General features: G+C 60.6%; 12 protein-coding genes and 1 other RNA gene. 5 read left to right on the top strand and 8 right to left on the bottom strand.

Translation table 11 applies throughout. From position 1 onward, the window contains the following. Positions 1 to 151 precede the first annotated feature (151 nt). Both AB4N44_RS26685 and dnaX read right to left on the bottom strand, forming a co-directional pair. On the bottom strand, positions 152 to 490 hold the full coding sequence (locus tag AB4N44_RS26685) for a YbaB/EbfC family nucleoid-associated protein (RefSeq protein WP_016984747.1): 339 nt from the start codon (positions 488 to 490) through the stop codon (positions 152 to 154). A gap of 66 nt (positions 491 to 556) precedes the next feature. Then, entirely contained in the window at positions 557 to 2,653 is a 2,097-nt protein-coding gene (gene dnaX, locus AB4N44_RS26680; protein WP_460111388.1) for a DNA polymerase III subunit gamma/tau, read from the bottom strand. A gap of 145 nt (positions 2,654 to 2,798) precedes the next feature. On the opposite strand from dnaX, the gene AB4N44_RS26675 reads away from it, so the two are divergent. Beyond that, on the top strand, positions 2,799 to 3,548 hold the full coding sequence (locus tag AB4N44_RS26675; protein ID WP_460111390.1) for a substrate-binding periplasmic protein: 750 nt from the start codon (positions 2,799 to 2,801) through the stop codon (positions 3,546 to 3,548). A 196-nt stretch (positions 3,549 to 3,744) separates the two neighbouring features. Here the strand turns inward: AB4N44_RS26675 and ffs are convergent. The 6 genes from ffs to AB4N44_RS26645 form a co-directional block, all read right to left on the bottom strand. Next, positions 3,745 to 3,841, bottom strand: an RNA gene (gene ffs / locus AB4N44_RS26670) — signal recognition particle sRNA small type. Positions 3,842 to 3,975: 134 nt separating this feature from the next. Then, entirely contained in the window at positions 3,976 to 5,139 is a 1,164-nt protein-coding gene (locus tag AB4N44_RS26665) for a zinc-binding metallopeptidase family protein (protein WP_127926507.1), read from the bottom strand. A gap of 151 nt (positions 5,140 to 5,290) precedes the next feature. Beyond that, positions 5,291 to 7,648 (bottom strand): NAD-dependent DNA ligase LigA, encoded by a 2,358-nt coding sequence (ligA, locus tag AB4N44_RS26660; RefSeq protein WP_460111392.1) that lies wholly within the window; start codon positions 7,646 to 7,648, stop codon positions 5,291 to 5,293. Between the two features lie 160 nt (positions 7,649 to 7,808). Then, entirely contained in the window at positions 7,809 to 8,672 is an 864-nt protein-coding gene (gene zipA, locus AB4N44_RS26655; protein ID WP_150751623.1) for a cell division protein ZipA, read from the bottom strand. Between the two features lie 259 nt (positions 8,673 to 8,931). Then, positions 8,932 to 12,420, bottom strand: coding sequence for a chromosome segregation protein SMC (gene smc / locus AB4N44_RS26650; protein WP_460111394.1), 3,489 nt, complete (start codon positions 12,418 to 12,420; stop codon positions 8,932 to 8,934). Between the two features lie 2 nt (positions 12,421 to 12,422). Continuing rightward, a complete protein-coding gene (locus AB4N44_RS26645; RefSeq protein WP_038365421.1) occupies positions 12,423 to 13,082 on the bottom strand; it encodes a GntR family transcriptional regulator in 660 nt (219 codons plus the stop codon). A 268-nt stretch (positions 13,083 to 13,350) separates the two neighbouring features. Here AB4N44_RS26645 and xdhA point away from each other — a divergent pair, with 268 nt between their 5' ends. The 4 genes from xdhA to guaD all read left to right on the top strand — a co-directional run bounded on the left by xdhA (position 13,351) and on the right by guaD (position 19,493). Next, positions 13,351 to 14,805, top strand: coding sequence for a xanthine dehydrogenase small subunit (gene xdhA, locus AB4N44_RS26640; RefSeq protein ID WP_460111396.1), 1,455 nt, complete (start codon positions 13,351 to 13,353; stop codon positions 14,803 to 14,805). Next, positions 14,798 to 17,191, top strand: coding sequence for a xanthine dehydrogenase molybdopterin binding subunit (gene xdhB, locus AB4N44_RS26635; RefSeq protein ID WP_460111398.1), 2,394 nt, complete (start codon positions 14,798 to 14,800; stop codon positions 17,189 to 17,191). The genes xdhA and xdhB overlap by 8 nt, the downstream gene beginning before the upstream one ends. 126 nt (positions 17,192 to 17,317) lie before the next feature. Further along, the gene (xdhC, locus tag AB4N44_RS26630; RefSeq protein ID WP_150751627.1) at positions 17,318 to 18,175 is read left to right on the top strand and encodes a xanthine dehydrogenase accessory protein XdhC; all 858 of its coding nucleotides are present in this window, start codon (positions 17,318 to 17,320) and stop codon (positions 18,173 to 18,175) included. A 13-nt stretch (positions 18,176 to 18,188) separates the two neighbouring features. Next, a complete protein-coding gene (gene guaD / locus AB4N44_RS26625) occupies positions 18,189 to 19,493 on the top strand; it encodes a guanine deaminase (protein WP_460111400.1) in 1,305 nt (434 codons plus the stop codon). Positions 19,494 to 19,513: the final 20 nt, after the last annotated feature.

The raw sequence follows: 19,513 nt of genomic DNA, 5'->3' as shown, positions 1-19,513 counted from the left end.
CATCGGACGCTCCGCGTTCGGCTCTGTACTTGGGACGCGGAGCGTCCCGGGCTGCATTCCCACGCAGAGCGTGGGAACGATCAGTCAGAAACAAAAATGCCAGGCGCAAGGCCTGGCATTTTGTGTAGCTCATCTGCCGCCGATTGGCGAATCAGAATGGCAGTTTCATACCGGCTGGCAGGTTCATGCCGGCGGTCATGTTGCCCATTTTGTCCTGGCTGTTTTTTTCGATCTTGCGCACAGCGTCGTTGACGGCGGAGGCAATGACCGCTTCCAGCATCTCTTTGTCGTCTTCGCTCATGCCTTCGACCAGGCTTGGGTCGATGCTCACGCTTTTGACGTCGTGACGACCGGTCATCACCACGGTGACCATATCGCCGCCGGCCTTACCGGTGACTTCGGCGTTGGCCAGTTCTTCCTGCATCTTGGCCATCTTTTCCTGCATCTGCTGCGCCTGCTTCATCAGGCCGGCCATGCCACCTTTCATCATGGGAATCACCTCAAAGTACTTGGATCAAAACAGCGCCCGGCCAGCAAGGCCGGGCACCTTCAGTTATTAGCCTTGGGCGACCAAGGCGTCGACAGGTTCAATAGTATCGTGTCGCACCACCGCGCCGAACTGCTGAACCATCTGCTGGATGAACGGATCACCGTGGATCGATTCCTCCGCCTCGCGCTGACGGTTGGCACGGCGACGGGACGCGGCCTGGGCCGGGGTTTCCTGCTCGGGCTTGATCAGCTCGATGGTCAGGCTCAGCGTGCGACCGTGGAACTGGTTCAACGCATCGTTCAGACGCCGCTGCTGCGTGGCGTTGAACAGTGCGCTGTGCGCCGGATCGAGGTGCATCAGCCAATGATCGCCATCGACGGCGATCAATGTGCAGTTGGCGGCAATGCTGCCGGTCATGCCGGAAATCGGCAGTTTCGGGAACAGCTCCAGCCATTGCAACGCCAGACCTGTGGCCGGCGCCGCAGCCGGTTCTGGCTCAGGTTCCGGGGCAGGCTCGGCGGCGTGTTCGCTGGCCAGTTCGTCGAGGTAGCTGTAGGCCGAATCCATGTCCGGCTCGATGTAGTCCTCGTCCAGCGGCGGCTCGTCGTCCATGTCCATGCCCGGTGTGGCGGCATCGACGTCGGCGACCGACGGCTCGGGAATCGGTGCGGCAGCCCATTCTGGAGCTTCCGGAACGACGCTGTCCGGGGTCGGCAACGGCATTGGCGGCAACTCGGGTTGCTCGGCGGTGGTTTCCAGCACGGGTTCGACGGCGGGTTGCTGCGCGGGTTCGGGCTCGGGATCGGGCTCAGCCTCGGGCGCTACCGGGTCATTCCACGGCAGGTCGACGACGGCTTCGGCAACGACAGGCGCAGGTTCTGGCTCGGCAACTGGAGCAACCGGCGCGGGCTGGGGAGCCGGTGCTGGTGCTACCACGGGTGCCGGAGCTGGAGCGGGCGCAACCGCCGCAGCGACTACCGGCGCAGGCTTAGGCGCGGCAGCCACGGAGTTTGCGGAATCAACTGTGGCCTGGCTGATCCCCACTGGCTTTAGCGGTTGCCTCGGGGCGTCCGCCGTATCTGCCGGCCGGAAGGCGAGCATCCGCAGCAAGACCATCTCGAAACCACCGCGCGGATCCGGCGCCAGCGGCAAATCGCGGCGACCGATCAGGCCCATCTGGTAATAGAACTGCACATCTTCGGCCGGCAACGCCTGGGCCAGAGCCAGCACGCGATCGCGGTCGCCATGCCCGTTGTCGACACCTTCCGGCAACGCCTGAGCGATGGCCACCCGGTGCAATACGTTAAGAATTTCCGAGAGCACGCCGTTCCAGTCCGGGCCTTGCTCGGCCAGATGACGCACGCCCTCGAGCAACGCCTTGGCATCGCCTTCGATCAACGAATGCAGGACGTCATAGACCTGACCGTGATCCAGCGTACCGAGCATTGCCCGCACGTCGGTGGCGAGCACCTTGCCTTCACCGAAGGCAATCGCCTGATCGGTCAGGCTCATGGCGTCACGCATCGAACCGTCAGCGGCGCGACCGAGCAACCACAGCGCATCGTCTTCGAACGGCACGTTTTCGGCGGTCAGGACGTGGGTCAAATGCTCGACCACACGTTCCGGCGTCATGTTCTTCAGCGAGAACTGCAGGCAGCGCGACAAAATCGTTGCCGGAAGTTTCTGCGGATCAGTGGTCGCGAGGATGAACTTGACGTACGGCGGCGGCTCTTCGAGGGTTTTCAGCAGCGCATTGAAGGAATGGCTGGAAAGCATGTGCACTTCGTCGATCAGGTAGACCTTGAAGCGCCCACGGCTCGGCGCGTACTGCACGTTGTCTAGCAGTTCGCGGGTGTCTTCGACCTTGGTGCGGCTCGCGGCGTCGATCTCGATCAGGTCGACGAAGCGACCCTCGTCGATTTCGCGGCACACCGAGCATTCGCCGCACGGGCTGGAAGTGATACCTGTCTCACAGTTCAGGCATTTGGCAATGATCCGCGCAATTGTGGTTTTACCCACCCCGCGCGTACCGGTGAACAGGTACGCGTGGTGCAGCCGCTGGCTGTCCAAGGCATTGATCAGAGCCTTGAGCACATGGGTCTGGCCGACCATTTCGCGGAACGAGCGCGGACGCCATTTACGTGCAAGAACCTGATAACTCATCGAAAACCGTCGCAGCGAAGGAAGCAGAAGCGGCTAATGCTAGCGGAGCAAGGGCAAAATTGCATCCGGTGTCCTCGTCTAATATGGCTAAGCTGCATCAGCAGAGGCTTTTATCGGCTCGGGATCGGGAATTACCGGAGCGTTTATGCGGTGGGCCGTGGGGGCGTTGCTGGGAATCAGCCTGAATGTGACGGCAGCGCAAGCCCCGTTGCGCTTCGCCATGCCCGACAGCTGGGCGATGCCGATGGTGCAATACGAACGCGGCCGACCGACGCAAGGCATTCTCTACGATCTGATGCTCAGCCTGGCCACGCAGGTCGGCGTACCGGCCGAGTTTCACGTCCTGCCCCGCGCACGCGTGCAGAGCGCCATGGAACACGGCGAGATCGACGTGCGCTGCTATGCCGCGCAGTCGTGGCTGCCGAATCAGTCGGGGGATTACATCTGGAGTCTGCCGTTGTTCTTCCAGCGCGATCTGTTGATCAGCCGCAAGGATCAACCTGCCAGTGCCGTCCCCGCGCATTTGCCCCGCCAATCCATCGGCACCGTCCTCGGCTACACCTACCCCACTCTGCAACCGCTGTTCGACGCTGACCGACTGCAACGCGAAGATGCGCGCAATCAGGAGCAGGTGCTGGAGAAGCTGCTGGCCGGGCGTTATCGCTATGCGGTGAGTAATCAGTGGACGCTGGACTGGTTCAATCAGCGCTTGATGCCCGCGCAGCAACTGCAAGGGGTAGCGGTGTTGCAGGAGCAAAAGGTCGGCTGTTATGTGCGGAATGACCCAAAGGTGCCGGTGCAGCGGATTTTGCGCACGTTGTTGCGGATGAAAATGTCGGGGGAGATTGATCAGATTATCCGGCTCTATACCGGCAGCTCTGAAAACACCCCATAACCCCTGTAGGAGTGAGCCTGCTCGCGATGGCGTCCTGTCTCCCAAACATGAACTGACTGACACACCGCCATCGCGAGCAGGCTCACTCCTACAAGGGATTTGTGCCGACCTGACAAATCGCAGACACAAAAAAACCGCAGTGGGCGAAACCCATGCAGTTCTGATTGAAGCGTTCGATTGTTCGTTAAGGTGGTAACCCCACCAGCCACACCCCGGCACACAATGTTCCCGCTGTGGCTGCTGCCTTCCGGCTCTGACCAGGTTCACGGGTAATCGTTGCGGGGGGACCGATGGGGTCACCATAACGACGCTTGCCTATCGGCGAGCCGCGCCATTGTACCTATCTGAGACGAAGTTACAACCGTTGGTTGCAGATTAAAAATATGAACGGGTTCAAGGACATAAAGATCGCAGCCTGCGGCAGCTTCTAGAGGGCCAGAACCTCATCCGCCCTGCCGCCCGCCTGCTGGATCACCAGATGAATGAAGTGCAGCTTGGCAATCGCCGGCGCCGGGAGCACGAACGGGTAGAAATCCGGCTGACCCATGCTGCGCGACAATTCGTTGAGCATCCCCGCCAATTCGATCCACGCATTGACGAATGACAGGAACGCCTCGCCACCGGGATGCTCCGGGTCGTAGAGCGTGCTGGTCGGAAACGGCTGGTAGTCGAAATCCATTTCCCGTGCGCTCATGCCAAAACCCAGCGCCGTGTCCACCGCATCCATCATGTGCAGGTAATGCGCCCAGGTTTCCGCCCAGTCTTCCCACGGATGCATGGTTGCGTAGGCGCTGACGTAGTGCTGCGGCCAATCGAGCGGTGCGCCTTGCTGATAGTGGCGATCAAGCGCCTCGGCGTAACTGGCGCGCTCGTCGCCGAACAGGTTGCGGAATGAGCCGAGCCATGGACCGTTGGCGATCAGGCGATCCCAGTAATAATGGCCGACCTCATGACGGAAATGCCCGAGAAGCGTGCGATAGGGTTCGTGCATCGCCGCCCTCACCTGCTCACGGTGAGCATCGTCGGCTTCCTTGATGTCGAGAGTGATCAGGCCGTTGGCGTGGCCGGTCATCGGCGCGTTGCCTTCGAGGTCGACACCGATGAAATCGAAGGCCAGCCCGGTGTCTTCATCGACGGTTTTCGGGATGACTTGCAGGCCGAGGGTGATCAGTTGCGCGACGAGCCGACGCTTGGCGATTTCGACTTTGCGCCAGCGTTCGGGATTGTCCGGGTCAGAAAGGTCGGGGATTGTGCGGTTGAGGCTGCAAGCGATGCACAGGCTGTCGTGATCGTTGGCCGGCAGCAGCCAGTTGCACGCGGCGGCTGTGTCGAGGTTGGCGCAGCGGCGGAACAGTCCGGCGTCGGGATCGGCGTCGAGCGTCCAGGTGCCCTCGTACGGGCCCGGTTGCAGCGAAGTCAGACGGCTTTCTTCGGGTTGATAACCGAGCAAGGCATTGCAAGCCAGGCACTGGCTGTTACGAAAGAACAGCGACTGGCCGCAGCGGCACGGCCAGACTTTGCTGTTGCGTGAAGATTCGCCCATGAACGGCGCGATGATGCGGGAACTGAGCTGCTCGAAAAAGCGGTGCATGGCGATCTCTCCCTGGGGCTTGCCAAGACTAGATCATTCTTGCGGGTTGATCGTTCCAACGCTCTGCGTGGGAATGCATCCAGTGACGCTCTGCGTCACAGCGGACGCGGAGCGTCCGGAGCGGCATTCCCACGCGGGAGCGTGGGAACGATCAGACGTTCAGGCCGTGTTTTTTTAGGAACGCGATGAAAGTTTCTTCGTCCATCACCTTCACACCCAGCTCATTGGCCTTGGTCAATTTGGAACCGGCACCGGGGCCTGCCACAACGCAATGAGTCTTCGCCGACACCGAACCGGCAACCTTGGCGCCAAGCCTTTCCAGATGTTCCTTGGCGACATCACGGCTCATCAACTCAACTTTGCCGGTCAGCACCCAGGTCTCGCCAGACAACGGCAAACCTTCGACGACTTTCTTCTCGCTCTGCCAGTGCATGCCGAAATCACGCAGTTGCTTCTCGGAGGCCTCAGCCAGTTGCCGGTTCTCAGGCAGTGCAAAAAACTCGCGCACCGAATTCGCCTGTTTCTCCGGCAAAGCCTGACGCATGTCCAGCCAGTCCGCATCCATCACCGCTTCCAGCGAGCCAAACTTGTCCGCCAGTTTCTGCGCGCCACCGGGGCCGACCGAAGGAATGTGCAGCTTGTCGAGGAAGCCACCCAGCGTCGTGCTGGCAGCAAACTCGGCGCCCAACTCGCCCTGATCCTGAATCTGCAAACCATGGCCGAGCAACTCGGTGATCACCTGCTGGTTATGCGCATCTTCAAAGAAGCTGTGAATCTCGTGCGCCACTTCCAGACCTACATCCGGCAGGTAGGTCAGCACTTGTGGCAACGCCTGCTGCACGCGCTCCAGCGAACCCAGCGAGCGCGCCAGCACCTTGGCGGTCTCTTCGCCGACATCGGGAATGCCCAAGGCATAGATGAAACGTGCGAGCCCCGGCTTCTTGCTGTCTTCGATCGCCGCCAACAACTTGTTGCTGGAGACTTCGGCAAAGCCTTCCAGATCGACGATATCGTCAAACTTCAGCGCATACAGATCGGCTGGCGAACTGACCAGGCCTTCATCGACCAGTTGCTCGACGCTTTTGTCGCCGAGGCCTTCGATATCCATCGCCCGGCGCGAGACGAAGTGAATGATCGCCTGCTTCAGTTGCGCGCCACAGGCCAGACGGCCGACGCAGCGATACACCGCGCCTTCGCTGACGGTTTCCTTGCCTTTGCTGCGCTTGATCAGTTGCGTGCGCTCAACGTGCGAACCGCAGACCGGGCAACTTTCAGGAATCTGCACCGCGCGCGCGTGTTCCGGACGACGCTCGGTGACCACTTGCACCACCTGCGGGATCACATCACCGGCACGGCGGATGATCACGGTGTCGCCGATCATCAAGCCCAGACGTGCGACTTCATCCATGTTGTGCAGCGTGGCGTTGGCCACGGTGACGCCGGCGACCTTGACCGGCTTCAGACGCGCCACTGGCGTCACGGCGCCGGTGCGGCCAACCTGGAATTCCACGTCGAGCAGCTCGGTGAGTTCTTCCATCGCCGGGAATTTGTGCGCGATCGCCCAACGCGGCTCACGAGCCCGGAAGCCCAGTTCACGCTGATCGGCAATGCTGTTGACCTTGAACACCACGCCGTCGATTTCATACGTCAGCGAGTTACGGCGCGCGCCGATGTCGCGGTAGTAATCCAGGCATTCATCGATGCCTTTGGCCAATTTCAATTCGTGACTGATCGGCATGCCCCACTTCTGCAACTGCTTGAGGTTGCCGATGTGGGTGTCGGAAATATCGTGGGAAACCTGACCGATGCCGTAGCAGCAGAACTCCAGCGGACGGTTGGCGGTGATCTTCGAGTCGAGCTGGCGCAGGCTACCAGCCGCAGCGTTACGTGGGTTGGCGAAGGTCTTGCCGCCGATTTCCAGTTGCGAGGCGTTGAGGCGCTCGAAACCGGCCTTGGACATGAACACTTCACCGCGCACTTCCAGGGTCGCCGGCCAGCCTTCGCCGTGCAGCTTCAGCGGAATGTTGCGCACGGTGCGCACGTTGACGCTGATGTCTTCGCCAGTGGTGCCGTCGCCACGCGTGGCGCCGCGTACCAGCACGCCGTCCTGATAGAGCAGGCTGACCGCCAGGCCATCGAGTTTCGGCTCGCAGCTGTATTCCACCGCCGCACTGCCGCCGAACAGATCGCCGACCGGTAGATCCAGGCCTTCAGTGACGCGGCGATCGAACTCGCGCATGTCGGTTTCTTCGAAGGCGTTACCGAGGCTGAGCATCGGCACTTCGTGACGCACCTGGGTGAACGCGGTCAGCGCCACGCTGCCGACGCGCTGGGTCGGCGAGTCGCTGGTGATCAATTCCGGATTGGCCGCTTCCAGCGCCTTGAGTTCGTGGAACAACCGGTCGTACTCGGCGTCCGGAATGCTTGGTTCATCGAGGACGTGATAACGGTAGTTGTGCTGATCGAGTTCAGCGCGCAGCTCGAGAATGCGGTTTTTGGCGGCGGTCATGGGTGTTCTCTCATAAAGCAAAAGAGCAGCCGAGGCTGCTCTAATTCATCTATCTCTGGCAGCAGAAGCAAAAGATCGCAGCCTTCGGCAGCTCCTACAGACATCGCAATCCTGTAGGAGCTGTCGAGTGAAACGAGGCTGCGATCTTTTGATCTTGGCCTTAGCGCTTCTGGGTCAGGGCGCGACGTTCGAATTCGACGATGCGCTGACGGTAGTGCTCGATGGTCTGCGCGGTCAGAACACTGCGCTGGTCATCTTTCAGTTCGCCGTTCAGTTCCTGGGACAACTTGCGTGCTGCTGCCACCATCACGTCGAAGGCCTGCTTCGGATGACGCGGACCTGGCAAGCCGAGGAAGAAGCTCACCGCCGGGGTGCTGAAATGGTCGATGTCGTCCAGATCAAAGATGCCCGGCTTGACCGCGTTGGCCATGGAGAACAGTACTTCACCGTTGCCAGCCATGCTTTCGTGACGGTGGAAAATATCCATCTCGCCAAAACGCAGGCCGCTTTCCAGGATGTTCTGCAACAGTGCCGGGCCTTTGAAGCCGGCAGCGTCACGGCAGATCACACTGATGACCAATACTTCTTCGGCTTGTGGCTGATCCTTGTCGACCGCCGCCGGCGCAGGCTTGGTGCCTTCAACGAAGTCGTCGTCACGGCTGCTGAAGCTCGGGCCGCCGTCCAGATCCAGGTCGAGGTTCAGGTCGCCCTGAGCCGGGCCATTGCTGCCGCGCTTGCCACGTTTCGAGCCGGACTCGCGAGGCTCGCGTGCTTCGCGGGCCGGCATGCTCACCGACGGCAGATCGTGTTCATCCAGTTGCGGTTCTTGATGCGTATCCAATACACGGGCCGGGCCCAACAACTCAGCGCTGGTGTCCTCGTCCGGCAGGTTGGACAGACTTCGGTCAAGACGGAATTTCAGTTTTCCCTTGCCGCCGCGCATACGGCGCCAGCCATCGAAAAGAATACCGGCTATCACAATGATGCCGATGACGATCAGCCACTCGCGCAGACCGATTTCCATGTAATCCCGTGCCTCTATAAAAAATGCTGAAAAATAAGGGGTTTACATTGTGCAAACCGCTTTAAAACGTGGCGCCAACTCTATGTTCTGACAGGCGTTTTGCCCACGCATACGAAAAATTGACATTAAACTAGCACGACCAAAGACAACTTTACACCGTCTGTCTCATTGGCTTGCGCGAATATGTCGATTGGCCAGCAAGTCGAACCCGGTAAAAAAGTCCTACAACCCTCAATTACCTTTCCGACACCACGCTGGCTCAGGCGTCCACCATCGCCATCGCCTCCTCGACATCCACGGCTACCAGTCGCGAACAACCCGGCTCATGCATCGTCACGCCCATCAACTGCTCGGCCATTTCCATGGCGATCTTGTTGTGGGTGATATAGATGAACTGCACGGTCTGCGACATCTCTTTGACCAATCGTGCGTAGCGTCCAACGTTAGCGTCATCCAGTGGCGCGTCAACCTCATCGAGCATGCAGAACGGCGCCGGGTTCAATTTGAAGATGGCAAAAACCAGTGCCAGCGCGGTCAGGGCTTTTTCCCCGCCGGAGAGCAAATGGATGGTGCTGTTCTTCTTCCCTGGCGGCTGCGCCATGATCGTTACCCCTGTATCGAGTAGATCTTCGCCCGTCAGTTCCAAATACGCCCGTCCACCACCGAAAACTTTTGGAAAAAGTGCCTGTAAACCGCCATTGATCTGATCAAAGGTATCTTTGAAGCGGTTGCGGGTTTCCTTGTCGATCTTGCGAATAACGTTTTCCAGGGTCTCCAGCGCTTCGACCAGATCGGCGTCCTGCGCATCCAGATAACGTTTACGCTCGGATTGTTGCGTGTATTCGTCGATGGCCGCGAGGTTGATCGCACCCAGGCGCTGAATCCGCGCGTTGATGCGTTCGAGTTCTTCTTCGGCTTCGCGTTCACTGGCTTGTGCAGTCAGTGTGGCAAGGACGCCATTGAGATCGTAGCCGTCTTCCAGCAGTTGGTCCTGCAAAGCCTTGCGGCGCACGGTCAGGGCTTGCCATTCCATGCGCTGCTGTTCGAGCTGGCCACGAATCAACTGCGATTGCTGCTCAGCCTGAGTCCGGCGTTTTTCCGCGTCGCGCAATTCGCGGTCGGCGTCTTCGAGGGCGATCTGCGCGGTCTTCAGTTCTTCGTCGACGGTCATGCGCTTGTCGAGCAGCTCTTCGAGCTTCAGGCGCAACTCTTCCAGCGGCGCCTCGCCCTCCTCCAGATTCAGACTCAACTGTTCGCGCTTTTCAGTCAGGCGCTCGGCCTGCATTTCCAGACGCTCCAGCGCCTGACGCGTGGAGTCGTGCTGCGCGCGCAACGAGCCAAGACGCACGGCCAATTGATGCGCGTGATCCTTGTGCTGCCGCGCTTCCTGACGCACCCGGTCAAGGCGTTCGCGCAGACTGTCGCGTTGGGCCAACAGCAATTCGCGTTGCTCGGTGTCCAGCGCCATGGCATCCAGCGCGTCCTGCAATTGCATGCGCGCTTCGCCGATCTGCTCGTGCTCGAGTTCGCGTTGCTCGCCGAGTTCGACCAGCTCTTCATCAAGACGGGTACGACGCAGCGTCAACTGTTCGGCCTTGGCTTTGCCAGCGGACAGCTGCGCTTTCAATTCGCCCTGCTGACGCGCTTCGTCTTGCAGCAAACGACGCAAATGCTCGCGGCCGTTTTCCTGCTGACGCTGTTGCGCGCGCAGGGTTTGCAGACGGGTTTCCATGGCCTCGACCGTGGCTTCTTTCTCTTCCCGCTCGAGGTGCAGCGCTTCGATTTCCTGGCCCCGGGCGAGCATGCCGCTTTCCGCTTCGCTGGCCCGACGCACGCGTAAAAAGTGCCGACCGACCCAGTAACCGTCGCGGCTGATCAGGCTTTCGCCGGTGCTCAACTGCCCACGCAAGGCCAACGCCTGCTCAAGGCTGTCGACCGGTTTGACCTGACCGAGCCACGGCGACAGATCGATCTGCGCGTCGACTTTATCCAGCAAGCTGCCCGCCGCGCGCACACCATCATTGCCGGGGCTGAGCAGACGCAGATCGCCTTGGGTGAAACCGGATAAATCGAAGCCGCTGAAGTCGTCGACCAGCACCGCTTGCAGATCGGCGCCGAGCACGGTTTCCACCGCCAGTTCCCAACCGGCCTCGACCTTCAGGCCTTCGGCCAGGCGCGGACGCTCGGCGAGGTTGTGTTCCTTCAGCCACTCGGCGGTGCCGGTGCCCGGGTCGAGCGCGGCTTGTTGCAAGGCTTCAAGGGACGCGAGACGACCGTTGAGGCGCTGCAGATCGCCCTGCGCCTGCTGCTGCGCGGTCAGCGCTTGCTGCAATTCCTGACGCAGTTGTTCGAGTTTTTCGACCTGGGCTTCTTCGCTGGTCTGCAAATCTTCGAGGGTCGCTTCGGACTCGGCGAGCTGCTCGTTGAGCTCCATGATCGCCGCGTCCTCCGGGTCGGCCGAGAGCAACGCACGCTCTTCGCCAAGACGCTTTTGCCGGTCAGCAAGACGCTCCATGCTGGTTTCCAGCTGCTGGATGCGCGATTGCTGCACTTCGGCCTGACGGCGCGGTTCGGCGGCGGTCAGGTTGAAGGCGTCCCACTGTTCCTGCCAGCCGTGCATCACGGATTCGGAATCTTCCAGTGCAGCGGCGGCTTCTTCGGCGGCGGCGCTGGTGACTTCCTGCTCGGGGGTGAGCATGTCCAGCTCTTCGCCGAGGGTCAGCAGCAACGTGCGGTCGTGGCCCAGATGCGACTCGGTTTCGAGGCGCGCACGTTCAGCTTCTTTCAAGTCGTCCTGCAACTGCCGCAAACGTTGCTGGCCGTGCTGGATACTTTGCTCGACCCGGGCGATGTCGCCGCCGACCGAATAGAAGCGCCCCTGCACCAGATTGAAGCGTTCGGACAGGTCATGGTGACCGTCACGCAGGCGTTCGATGGCCGCATCAGCGTTTCGCTGCTCGGCGACCAGCGCTTCGAAACTGATTTCCTGGGTGCCGATGATCGACTCGCGCTGGCCGACCTGATCGTTGAGATCCTGCCAGCGCAAGGCCGACAGTTGCGCCTTGAGCTGGCGCTCCTCGGCCTTGAATTCCTGATACTTCTTCGCCGCTTCGGCCTGACGGTGCAGGCGCTCAAGTTGACGCTCGAGCTCATCACGCAGGTCGGTCAGACGCGCGAGGTTTTCGTGAGTGCGGCGGATGCGGTTTTCGGTCTCGCGGCGGCGCTCTTTATATTTCGAGATGCCGGCCGCTTCTTCGATGAAGTTACGCAGGTCTTCGGGCTTGGATTCGATCAGCTTGGAGATCATCCCCTGCTCGATGATCGAGTAGCTACGCGGGCCGAGACCGGTGCCGAGGAAGATATCGGTGATGTCGCGCCGCCGGCATTTGGTGCCGTTGAGGTAATACGTGGTCTGGCTGTCGCGGGTGACTTTGCGGCGAATGGAAATCTCGGCGTAGGCGGCGTACTCGCCCAGCAGCGTGCCGTCGGAGTTGTCGAAGACCAGCTCGATACTCGCCTGACTCACCGGTTTACGGCTGGTCGAACCGTTGAAGATGACGTCGGTCATCGACTCGCCACGGAGGTTCTTCGCCGAACTCTCGCCCATCACCCAGCGTACGGCGTCGATGATGTTCGACTTGCCGCAACCGTTCGGCCCGACGACTGCCGCCATGTTACTGGGGAAGTTCACCGTGGTCGGGTCGACGAAGGATTTGAATCCCGCCAGCTTGATGCACTTGAGCCGCACGCTTAGGCAACCGTCAGCGCGGAGACCACCAGATCGCAACTGCGCTGGGCGTAAGCCGTCAGCACGATGCGGATCTGCGGCAAATCACGGGCAAGCACGGCAGCTAGCAGGCGTTCGAACAGTTCGAGGAACTCGCTCATTGAAGCCTTGCGCTGTTCGAGGGCGAGGAAGTAGGCGCGGCTCATCGCCGGCTGCAGGTTCTCTACCGTTTCTTGCAGGTACGGATTGTTGGCGAACGGATAGGCGGCGCGCATCACGCTGAAGCTGTCGTCGACGAAGCTGCGGATGTCCTGACGCTCGTAGCTGGCGGTCAGGCGCTGCTGGATCTGCACGAACGGCGCCATGTCCGACTGCACTTGCCAGCCATTGGCCACCGAGTTGCCGAGCAAAATGTACAACTCGCTCATCAGCGTGCACAGGCTCTGCACCTTGTGCGGCGTCAGCTCGGTGACGTGCGCGCCACGGCGCGGCAGGATCGCGATCAGGTGGCGGCGTTCGAGGATCAGCAAGGCTTCGCGGACCGAGCCGCGGCTGACATTGAGGGCCAGCGTGACCTTCTGTTCCTGGATGCGCTCTCCCGGCTTCATTTCGCCACGAATGATGCGTTCGGCGAGGTGGTGAGCGATTTGCTCGGCGAGGCTGTCCGGCGCCTTGAACGTCATGGTTGTCCTTCAAACTCTATCGATCTGCACAAGCGGCGCAGTGTAGCGCAAATGCACGGTCATGGCGGAGTGCCCACTCAGCGGTTTTTGGCACGATTCCCGCAAAAAAGCAGGCTGACCGATGAAGGTCAATAATGAATAGACACGTAGTTGATCGACGAAATGGACTTTCCTGACCTTTAAGTCAGAAAACCATTGACCGAAAAGTCAGACCTGCTAAATTCGGCTCAAGTCGGTTAACAACAATAATGAGTCTGCGAGGCCTTCCGTGATCCAGTTTTTACTTAACCAGGAACTCCGTAGCGAGCACGCCCTGGACCCGAATCTGACTGTGCTCAATTACCTGCGTGAACACGTGGGCAAGTCCGGCACCAAAGAAGGTTGCGCCAGCGGTGACTGCGGCGCCTGCACCGTAGTGGTCGGCGAGTTGCAGACGGATGACGCTGGCCGCGAACACATTCGCTATCGCAGCCTCAACTCGTGCCTGACCTTTGTCTCGTCGCTGCACGGCAAACAATTGATCAGCGTCGAAGACCTCAAGCACAAAGGTGAACTGCACAGCGTGCAGAAAGCCATGGTCGAATGCCACGGCTCGCAGTGCGGTTTCTGCACCCCCGGTTTCGTCATGTCGCTGTTCGCCCTGCAAAAGAACAGCGATGCACCGGATCACGCCAAGGCCCACGAAGCGTTGGCCGGCAACCTCTGCCGCTGCACCGGCTACCGGCCGATTCTGGCGGCTGCCGAGCAATCCTGCTGCGGCAAGCAACCGGATCAGTTCGATGCCCGCGAAGCGGAAACCATCGCCCGACTGAAAGCCATCGCCCCGACCGATATCGGCGAACTCAACAGCGGCGACAAGCGCTGTCTGGTACCGCTGACCGTCGCTGATCTGGCCGATCTCTATGACGCTTATCCACAAGCACGGCTTCTCGCTGGCGGTACTGACCTGGCACTGGAAGTCACCCAGTTCCACCGCACCTTGCCGGTGATGATCTACGTCGGCAACGTCGCGGAAATGAAGCGCATCGACACCTTCGAAGACCGCATCGAAATCGGCGCCGCCACCGCCCTCTCCGACTGCTACGAAGCGTTGAACGCCGAGTACCCAGACTTCGGCGAACTGCTGCACCGCTTCGCCTCGCTGCAAATCCGCAATCAGGGCACCCTCGGCGGCAACATCGGCAACGCCTCGCCGATCGGTGACTCGCCACCGCTGCTGATCGCCCTCGGCGCGCAAGTCGTGCTGTGCAAGGGCGAAACCCGCCGCACCCTGAACCTCGACGATTACTTCATCGATTACAAAGTCACGGCCCGTCAGGAAAGTGAGTTCATCGAGAAGATCATCGTGCCGCGCGCCAGCGCCGAGCAGTTGTTCCGCGCCTACAAAGTCTCCAAGCGTCTGGACGACGACATCTCCGCCGTCTGCGCCGCGTTCAACCTGCGCGTCGAAAACGGCGTGATCACCGATGCGCGCATGGCCTTCGGTGGCATGGCCGCGATCCCGAAACGCGCTGCCCACTGTGAAGCTGCGCTGATCGGTGCGCCGTTCAACAACGCCGTGGTCGAACGTGCCTGCGCCGCATTGGCGGAAGACTTCACGCCGCTCTCGGACTTCCGCGCCAGCAAGGAATATCGCCTGCTCAGCGCGCAGAACCTGCTGCGCAAATACTTCATCGAACTGCAAACACCGCACATCGAGACTCGGGTGACCGCTTATGTCTAACCATCACGGCGTAGAAAAAACCCAGGCTGAACTGGCTGAATTGTTCGCCAAGGATCTGACCTCCGGTGTCGGCCGCAGCGTCAAGCACGACAGCGCCGCCAAGCACGTGTCCGGTGAAGCGCAGTACATCGATGATCGCCTGGAGTTTCCCAACCAGTTGCACCTGTACGCACGCATGTCAGACCGCGCCCACGCGAAAATCATCAGCATCGACACCTCGCCGTGCTATGCCTTCGAAGGCGTGCGCATCGCCATCACCCACGAAGACGTTCCGGGCTTGAAAGACATCGGCCCGTTGATGCCGGGCGACCCGCTGCTGGCCATCGATGACGTGCAATTCGTCGGTCAACCGGTGCTCGCCGTCGCCGCGAAAGATCTGGAAACCGCGCGTAAAGCGGCGATGGCCGCGATCATCGAATACGAAGACCTCGAACCTGTGCTCGACGTGGTTGAGGCCCTGCGCAAACGCCACTTCGTCCTCGACAGCCACACTCACCAGCGCGGCGATTCGGTTTCCGCACTGGCGACGGCTGAACACCGCATTCAAGGCACGCTGCACATCGGCGGTCAGGAACACTTTTATCTGGAGACGCAAATCTCCTCGGTAATGCCGACTGAAGACGGCGGCATGATCGTCTACTGCTCGACGCAGAACCCCACCGAAGTGCAGAAACTGGTCGCCGAAGTGCTCGACGTGTCGATGAACAAAATCGTCGTCGACATGCGCCGCATGGGCGGTGGTTTCGGTGGCAAGGAAACTCAAGCCGCCAGCCCGGCCTGCCTGTGCGCGGTGGTTGCGCACCTCACCGGTCAGCCGACCAAGATGCGCCTGCCGCGCGTCGAAGACATGCTGATGACCGGCAAGCGTCACCCGTTCTACGTCGAGTATGACGTCGGCTTCGACAGCACCGGACGCCTGCACGGGATCAACATGGATCTGGCCGGCAACTGCGGCTGCTCGCCGGACTTGTCCGCCTCGATCGTTGACCGGGCGATGTTCCACTCCGACAACTCCTATTACCTCGGCGATGCGACCATCAACGGTCACCGCTGCAAGACCAACACCGCGTCGAACACCGCTTACCGTGGTTTCGGTGGCCCGCAGGGCATGGTCGCGATCGAAGAAGTGATGGACGCGATTGCCCGTCACCTGCACCTCGATCCGCTCGCGGTGCGCAAGGCCAACTACTACGGCAAGACCGAGCGCAACGTCACCCATTACTACCAGACCGTCGAGCACAACATGCTCGAAGAGATGACCGCTGAACTGGAACAAAGCAGCCAGTATCACGAACGCCGCGAAGCCATTCGTCGCTACAACGCCAACAGCCCGATCCTGAAAAAAGGCCTGGCGCTGACCCCGGTGAAATTCGGCATTTCCTTCACCGCGAGCTTCTTGAACCAGGCCGGTGCGCTGATCCACATCTACACCGACGGCAGCATCCACCTGAACCACGGCGGCACGGAAATGGGCCAGGGTCTGAATACCAAAGTCGCGCAGGTCGTGGCCGAAGTGTTCCAGGTCGAAATCGACCGCGTGCAGATCACCGCGACCAACACCGACAAGGTGCCAAACACCTCGCCGACAGCGGCGTCCAGCGGCGCTGACCTGAACGGTAAAGCGGCGCAGAACGCGGCAGAAATCATCAAGAAACGCCTGATCGAATTCGCTGCGCGGCACTACAAAGTCACTGAGGAAGACGTTGAATTCCACAACGGCCACGTGCGCGTTCGCGACCATATCCTGACCTTTGAAGCGCTGATCCAGCAGGCGTATTTCAATCAGGTGTCGCTGTCGAGCACCGGCTTCTACAAGACCCCGAAAATCTACTACGACCGCAGCCAGGCGCGTGGCCGTCCGTTCTACTACTTCGCCTTCGGCGCGGCGTGCTGCGAAGTCATCGTCGACACCCTGACTGGCGAGTACAAAATGCTGCGCACCGACATTCTTCACGACGTCGGCGCCTCGCTGAACCCGTCCATCGACATCGGTCAGGTCGAGGGTGGCTTCATCCAGGGCATGGGCTGGCTGACCATGGAAGAGCTGGTCTGGAACAACAAAGGCAAGCTGATGACCAACGGCCCGGCGAGCTACAAGATTCCGGCGGTAGCGGACATGCCGCTCGACCTGCGCGTGAAGCTGGTGGAAAACCGCAAGAACCCGGAAGACACGGTGTTCCATTCCAAGGCTGTCGGTGAGCCGCCGTTCATGCTCGGGATTGCGTCGTGGTGTGCGATCAAGGATGCGGTGGCGAGCCTCGGTGACTACAAACATCAGCCGCAGATCGATGCGCCGGCGACCCCGGAGCGGGTGTTGTGGGGTTGTGAGCAGATGCGTCAGTTGAAAGCGGTGAAAGCCGTTGAAGCTGAAACCGCGGTTGTTTGATGATCGTTCCCACGCTCTGCGTGGGAATGCAGCCCGCGACGCTCTGCGTCGCATCCTGAACAGCGGACGCGGAGCGTCCAGTGATGCATTCCCACGCAAAGCGTGGGAACGATCTGAGAGGTGTGTATGTACAACTGGATCGACGCCCTCGCCGACCTGCAGAACCAGGGCGAACCCTGTGTGCTGGTGACGATCATCGAAGAACTCGGCTCGACGCCACGCAACGCCGGCTCGAAAATGGTCATCAGCGCTAACCGGAGCTTCGACACCATTGGTGGCGGGCATCTGGAATACAAAGCCATGCAGATCGCCCGCGAGATGCTCGCCAGCGGCAAGCAGGACACTCATCTGGAGCGCTTCAGCCTCGGCGCCAGCCTGGGCCAGTGCTGCGGCGGCGCCACCGTGTTGCTGTTCGAACCGATGGGCCAGGTGCAGGCGCAAATCGCCGTGTTCGGTGCCGGCCACGTTGGCCGCGCCCTCGTGCCGCTGCTCGCCAGCCTGCCCTGCCGGGTGCGCTGGATCGATTCGCGTGATGCCGAATTCCCCGAACAGATCCCCCACGGCGTGCGTAAAATCGTCGCCGAAGAGCCTGTGGATGAAATCGATGAGCTGCCCGCTGGCAGTTATTGCATCGTCATGACCCACAACCATCAGCTCGACCTTGAACTCACGGCTGCGATCCTCAAGCGCAACGACTTCGCCTACTTCGGCCTGATCGGTTCGAAGACCAAACGGGTCAAGTTCGAACATCGCTTGCGTGATCGCGGTTTCGACAGCGGCGTGGTGCAACGCATGCGCTGCCCGATGGGCATCGGCGAAGTCAAAGGCAAATTGCCTGTGGAAATCGCCATCTCCATCGCCGGCGAAATCATCGCCACCTACAACGCCAACTTCGGCCAGCAGACTGCCAGCGCCGAACCGATTGCCAAACTGCTGCCGGTTTCGCGGCGCAGTCAGGCGACCAAACTCAAAGCCTCAAACTGATTAGAGAACCCTCATGCCTCTGACTCGCAAAGCCTACCGCGCCGCCATCCTGCACAGCATCGCCGACCCCGCCGAAGTCGGGATCGAAGCCTCCTACGAATATTTCGAGGACGGCCTGCTGGTGGTCGATGGCGGCAAGATCTGCGCCCTTGGCCACGCCAGTGATTTGCTGCCGACCCTGCCGGCAGACATCGAAATCGAGCACTACCAGGACGCGTTGATTACCCCGGGCTTCATCGACACTCACATTCACTTTCCGCAAACCGGCATGGTCGGTGCCTACGGCGAGCAACTGCTCGACTGGCTGAACACCTACACCTTCCCGTGCGAAAGCCAGTTCGGCGACAAGGCCCACGCCGACGAAGTCGCTGACATTTTCGTCAAAGAGCTGCTGCGCAACGGCACCACCACCGCGCTGGTGTTCGGCAGCGTGCACCCGCAATCGGTGAACTCGCTCTTCGAAGCGGCCGAGAAGCTCGACCTGCGGATGATCGCCGGCAAGGTGATGATGGACCGCAACGCGCCGGATTATCTGACCGACACCGCCGAATCGAGCTACGTCGACAGCAAAGCGCTGATCGAGCGCTGGCATGGCAAGGGTCGTCTGCACTATGCGGTCACCCCGCGCTTCGCACCGACCAGCACCCCGGAACAGCTGACCCTCGCCGGCCAACTGCTGACCGAGTATCCGGATCTGTACATGCAGACCCACATCAGCGAAAACCTCAAGGAAATCGCGTGGGTCAAGGAGCTGTTCCCGGAGCGCAAGGGCTACCTCGACGTTTACGATCACTACCAATTGCTCGGCGAGCGTTCGGTGTTCGCTCACGGCGTGCACCTGTGCGACGACGAATGCGCGCGTCTGGCAGAAACCGGCTCGGCGATCTCGTTCTGCCCGACTTCCAACTTCTTCCTCGGCAGTGGCTTGTTCAACCTGCCGATGGCCGAGAAGCACAAGCTGAATGTCGGTCTGGGTACTGACGTCGGTGGCGGTACCAGTTTCTCGCTGCTGCAGACGCTGAACGAAGCGTACAAAGTGATGCAACTGCAAGGTGCGCGACTGAGCCCGTTCAAGTCGCTGTATCTGGCGACACTGGGTGGTGCACGGGCGCTGCGCCTGGAAGACAAGATCGGCAATCTGCAACCGGGTTCCGACGCTGATTTCCTGGTGCTGGATTACAATGCCACGCCGCTGCTGAGCTATCGCCTGAAGCAGGCCAACAACATTGCCGAGACGTTGTTTGTGTTGATGACGCTGGGCGATGACCGCACGGTGCAGCAGACGTATGCGGCGGGTGCGTTGGTGCATCAGCGCTAATTTCCCCCGCCCCATGATCG

The sequence above is a fragment of the Pseudomonas sp. S3_C06 genome (assembly GCF_054667675.1).
Note: the sequence above shows the minus strand (reverse complement) of the source record. Positions and strands in the feature narration are given on the sequence as shown.

Coding starts and splice junctions, on each gene's coding strand:
- AB4N44_RS26685 (WP_016984747.1), bottom strand. CDS start 490: ATGATGAAAGGTGGCATGGCCGGCCTGATGAAGCAGGCGCAGCAGATG.
- dnaX (WP_460111388.1), bottom strand. CDS start 2,653: ATGAGTTATCAGGTTCTTGCACGTAAATGGCGTCCGCGCTCGTTCCGC.
- AB4N44_RS26675 (WP_460111390.1), top strand. CDS start 2,799: ATGCGGTGGGCCGTGGGGGCGTTGCTGGGAATCAGCCTGAATGTGACG.
- AB4N44_RS26665 (WP_127926507.1), bottom strand. CDS start 5,139: ATGCACCGCTTTTTCGAGCAGCTCAGTTCCCGCATCATCGCGCCGTTC.
- ligA (WP_460111392.1), bottom strand. CDS start 7,648: ATGACCGCCGCCAAAAACCGCATTCTCGAGCTGCGCGCTGAACTCGAT.
- zipA (WP_150751623.1), bottom strand. CDS start 8,672: ATGGAAATCGGTCTGCGCGAGTGGCTGATCGTCATCGGCATCATTGTG.
- AB4N44_RS26645 (WP_038365421.1), bottom strand. CDS start 13,082: ATGACGTTCAAGGCGCCGGACAGCCTCGCCGAGCAAATCGCTCACCAC.
- xdhB (WP_460111398.1), top strand. CDS start 14,798: ATGTCTAACCATCACGGCGTAGAAAAAACCCAGGCTGAACTGGCTGAA.
- xdhC (WP_150751627.1), top strand. CDS start 17,318: ATGTACAACTGGATCGACGCCCTCGCCGACCTGCAGAACCAGGGCGAA.
- guaD (WP_460111400.1), top strand. CDS start 18,189: ATGCCTCTGACTCGCAAAGCCTACCGCGCCGCCATCCTGCACAGCATC.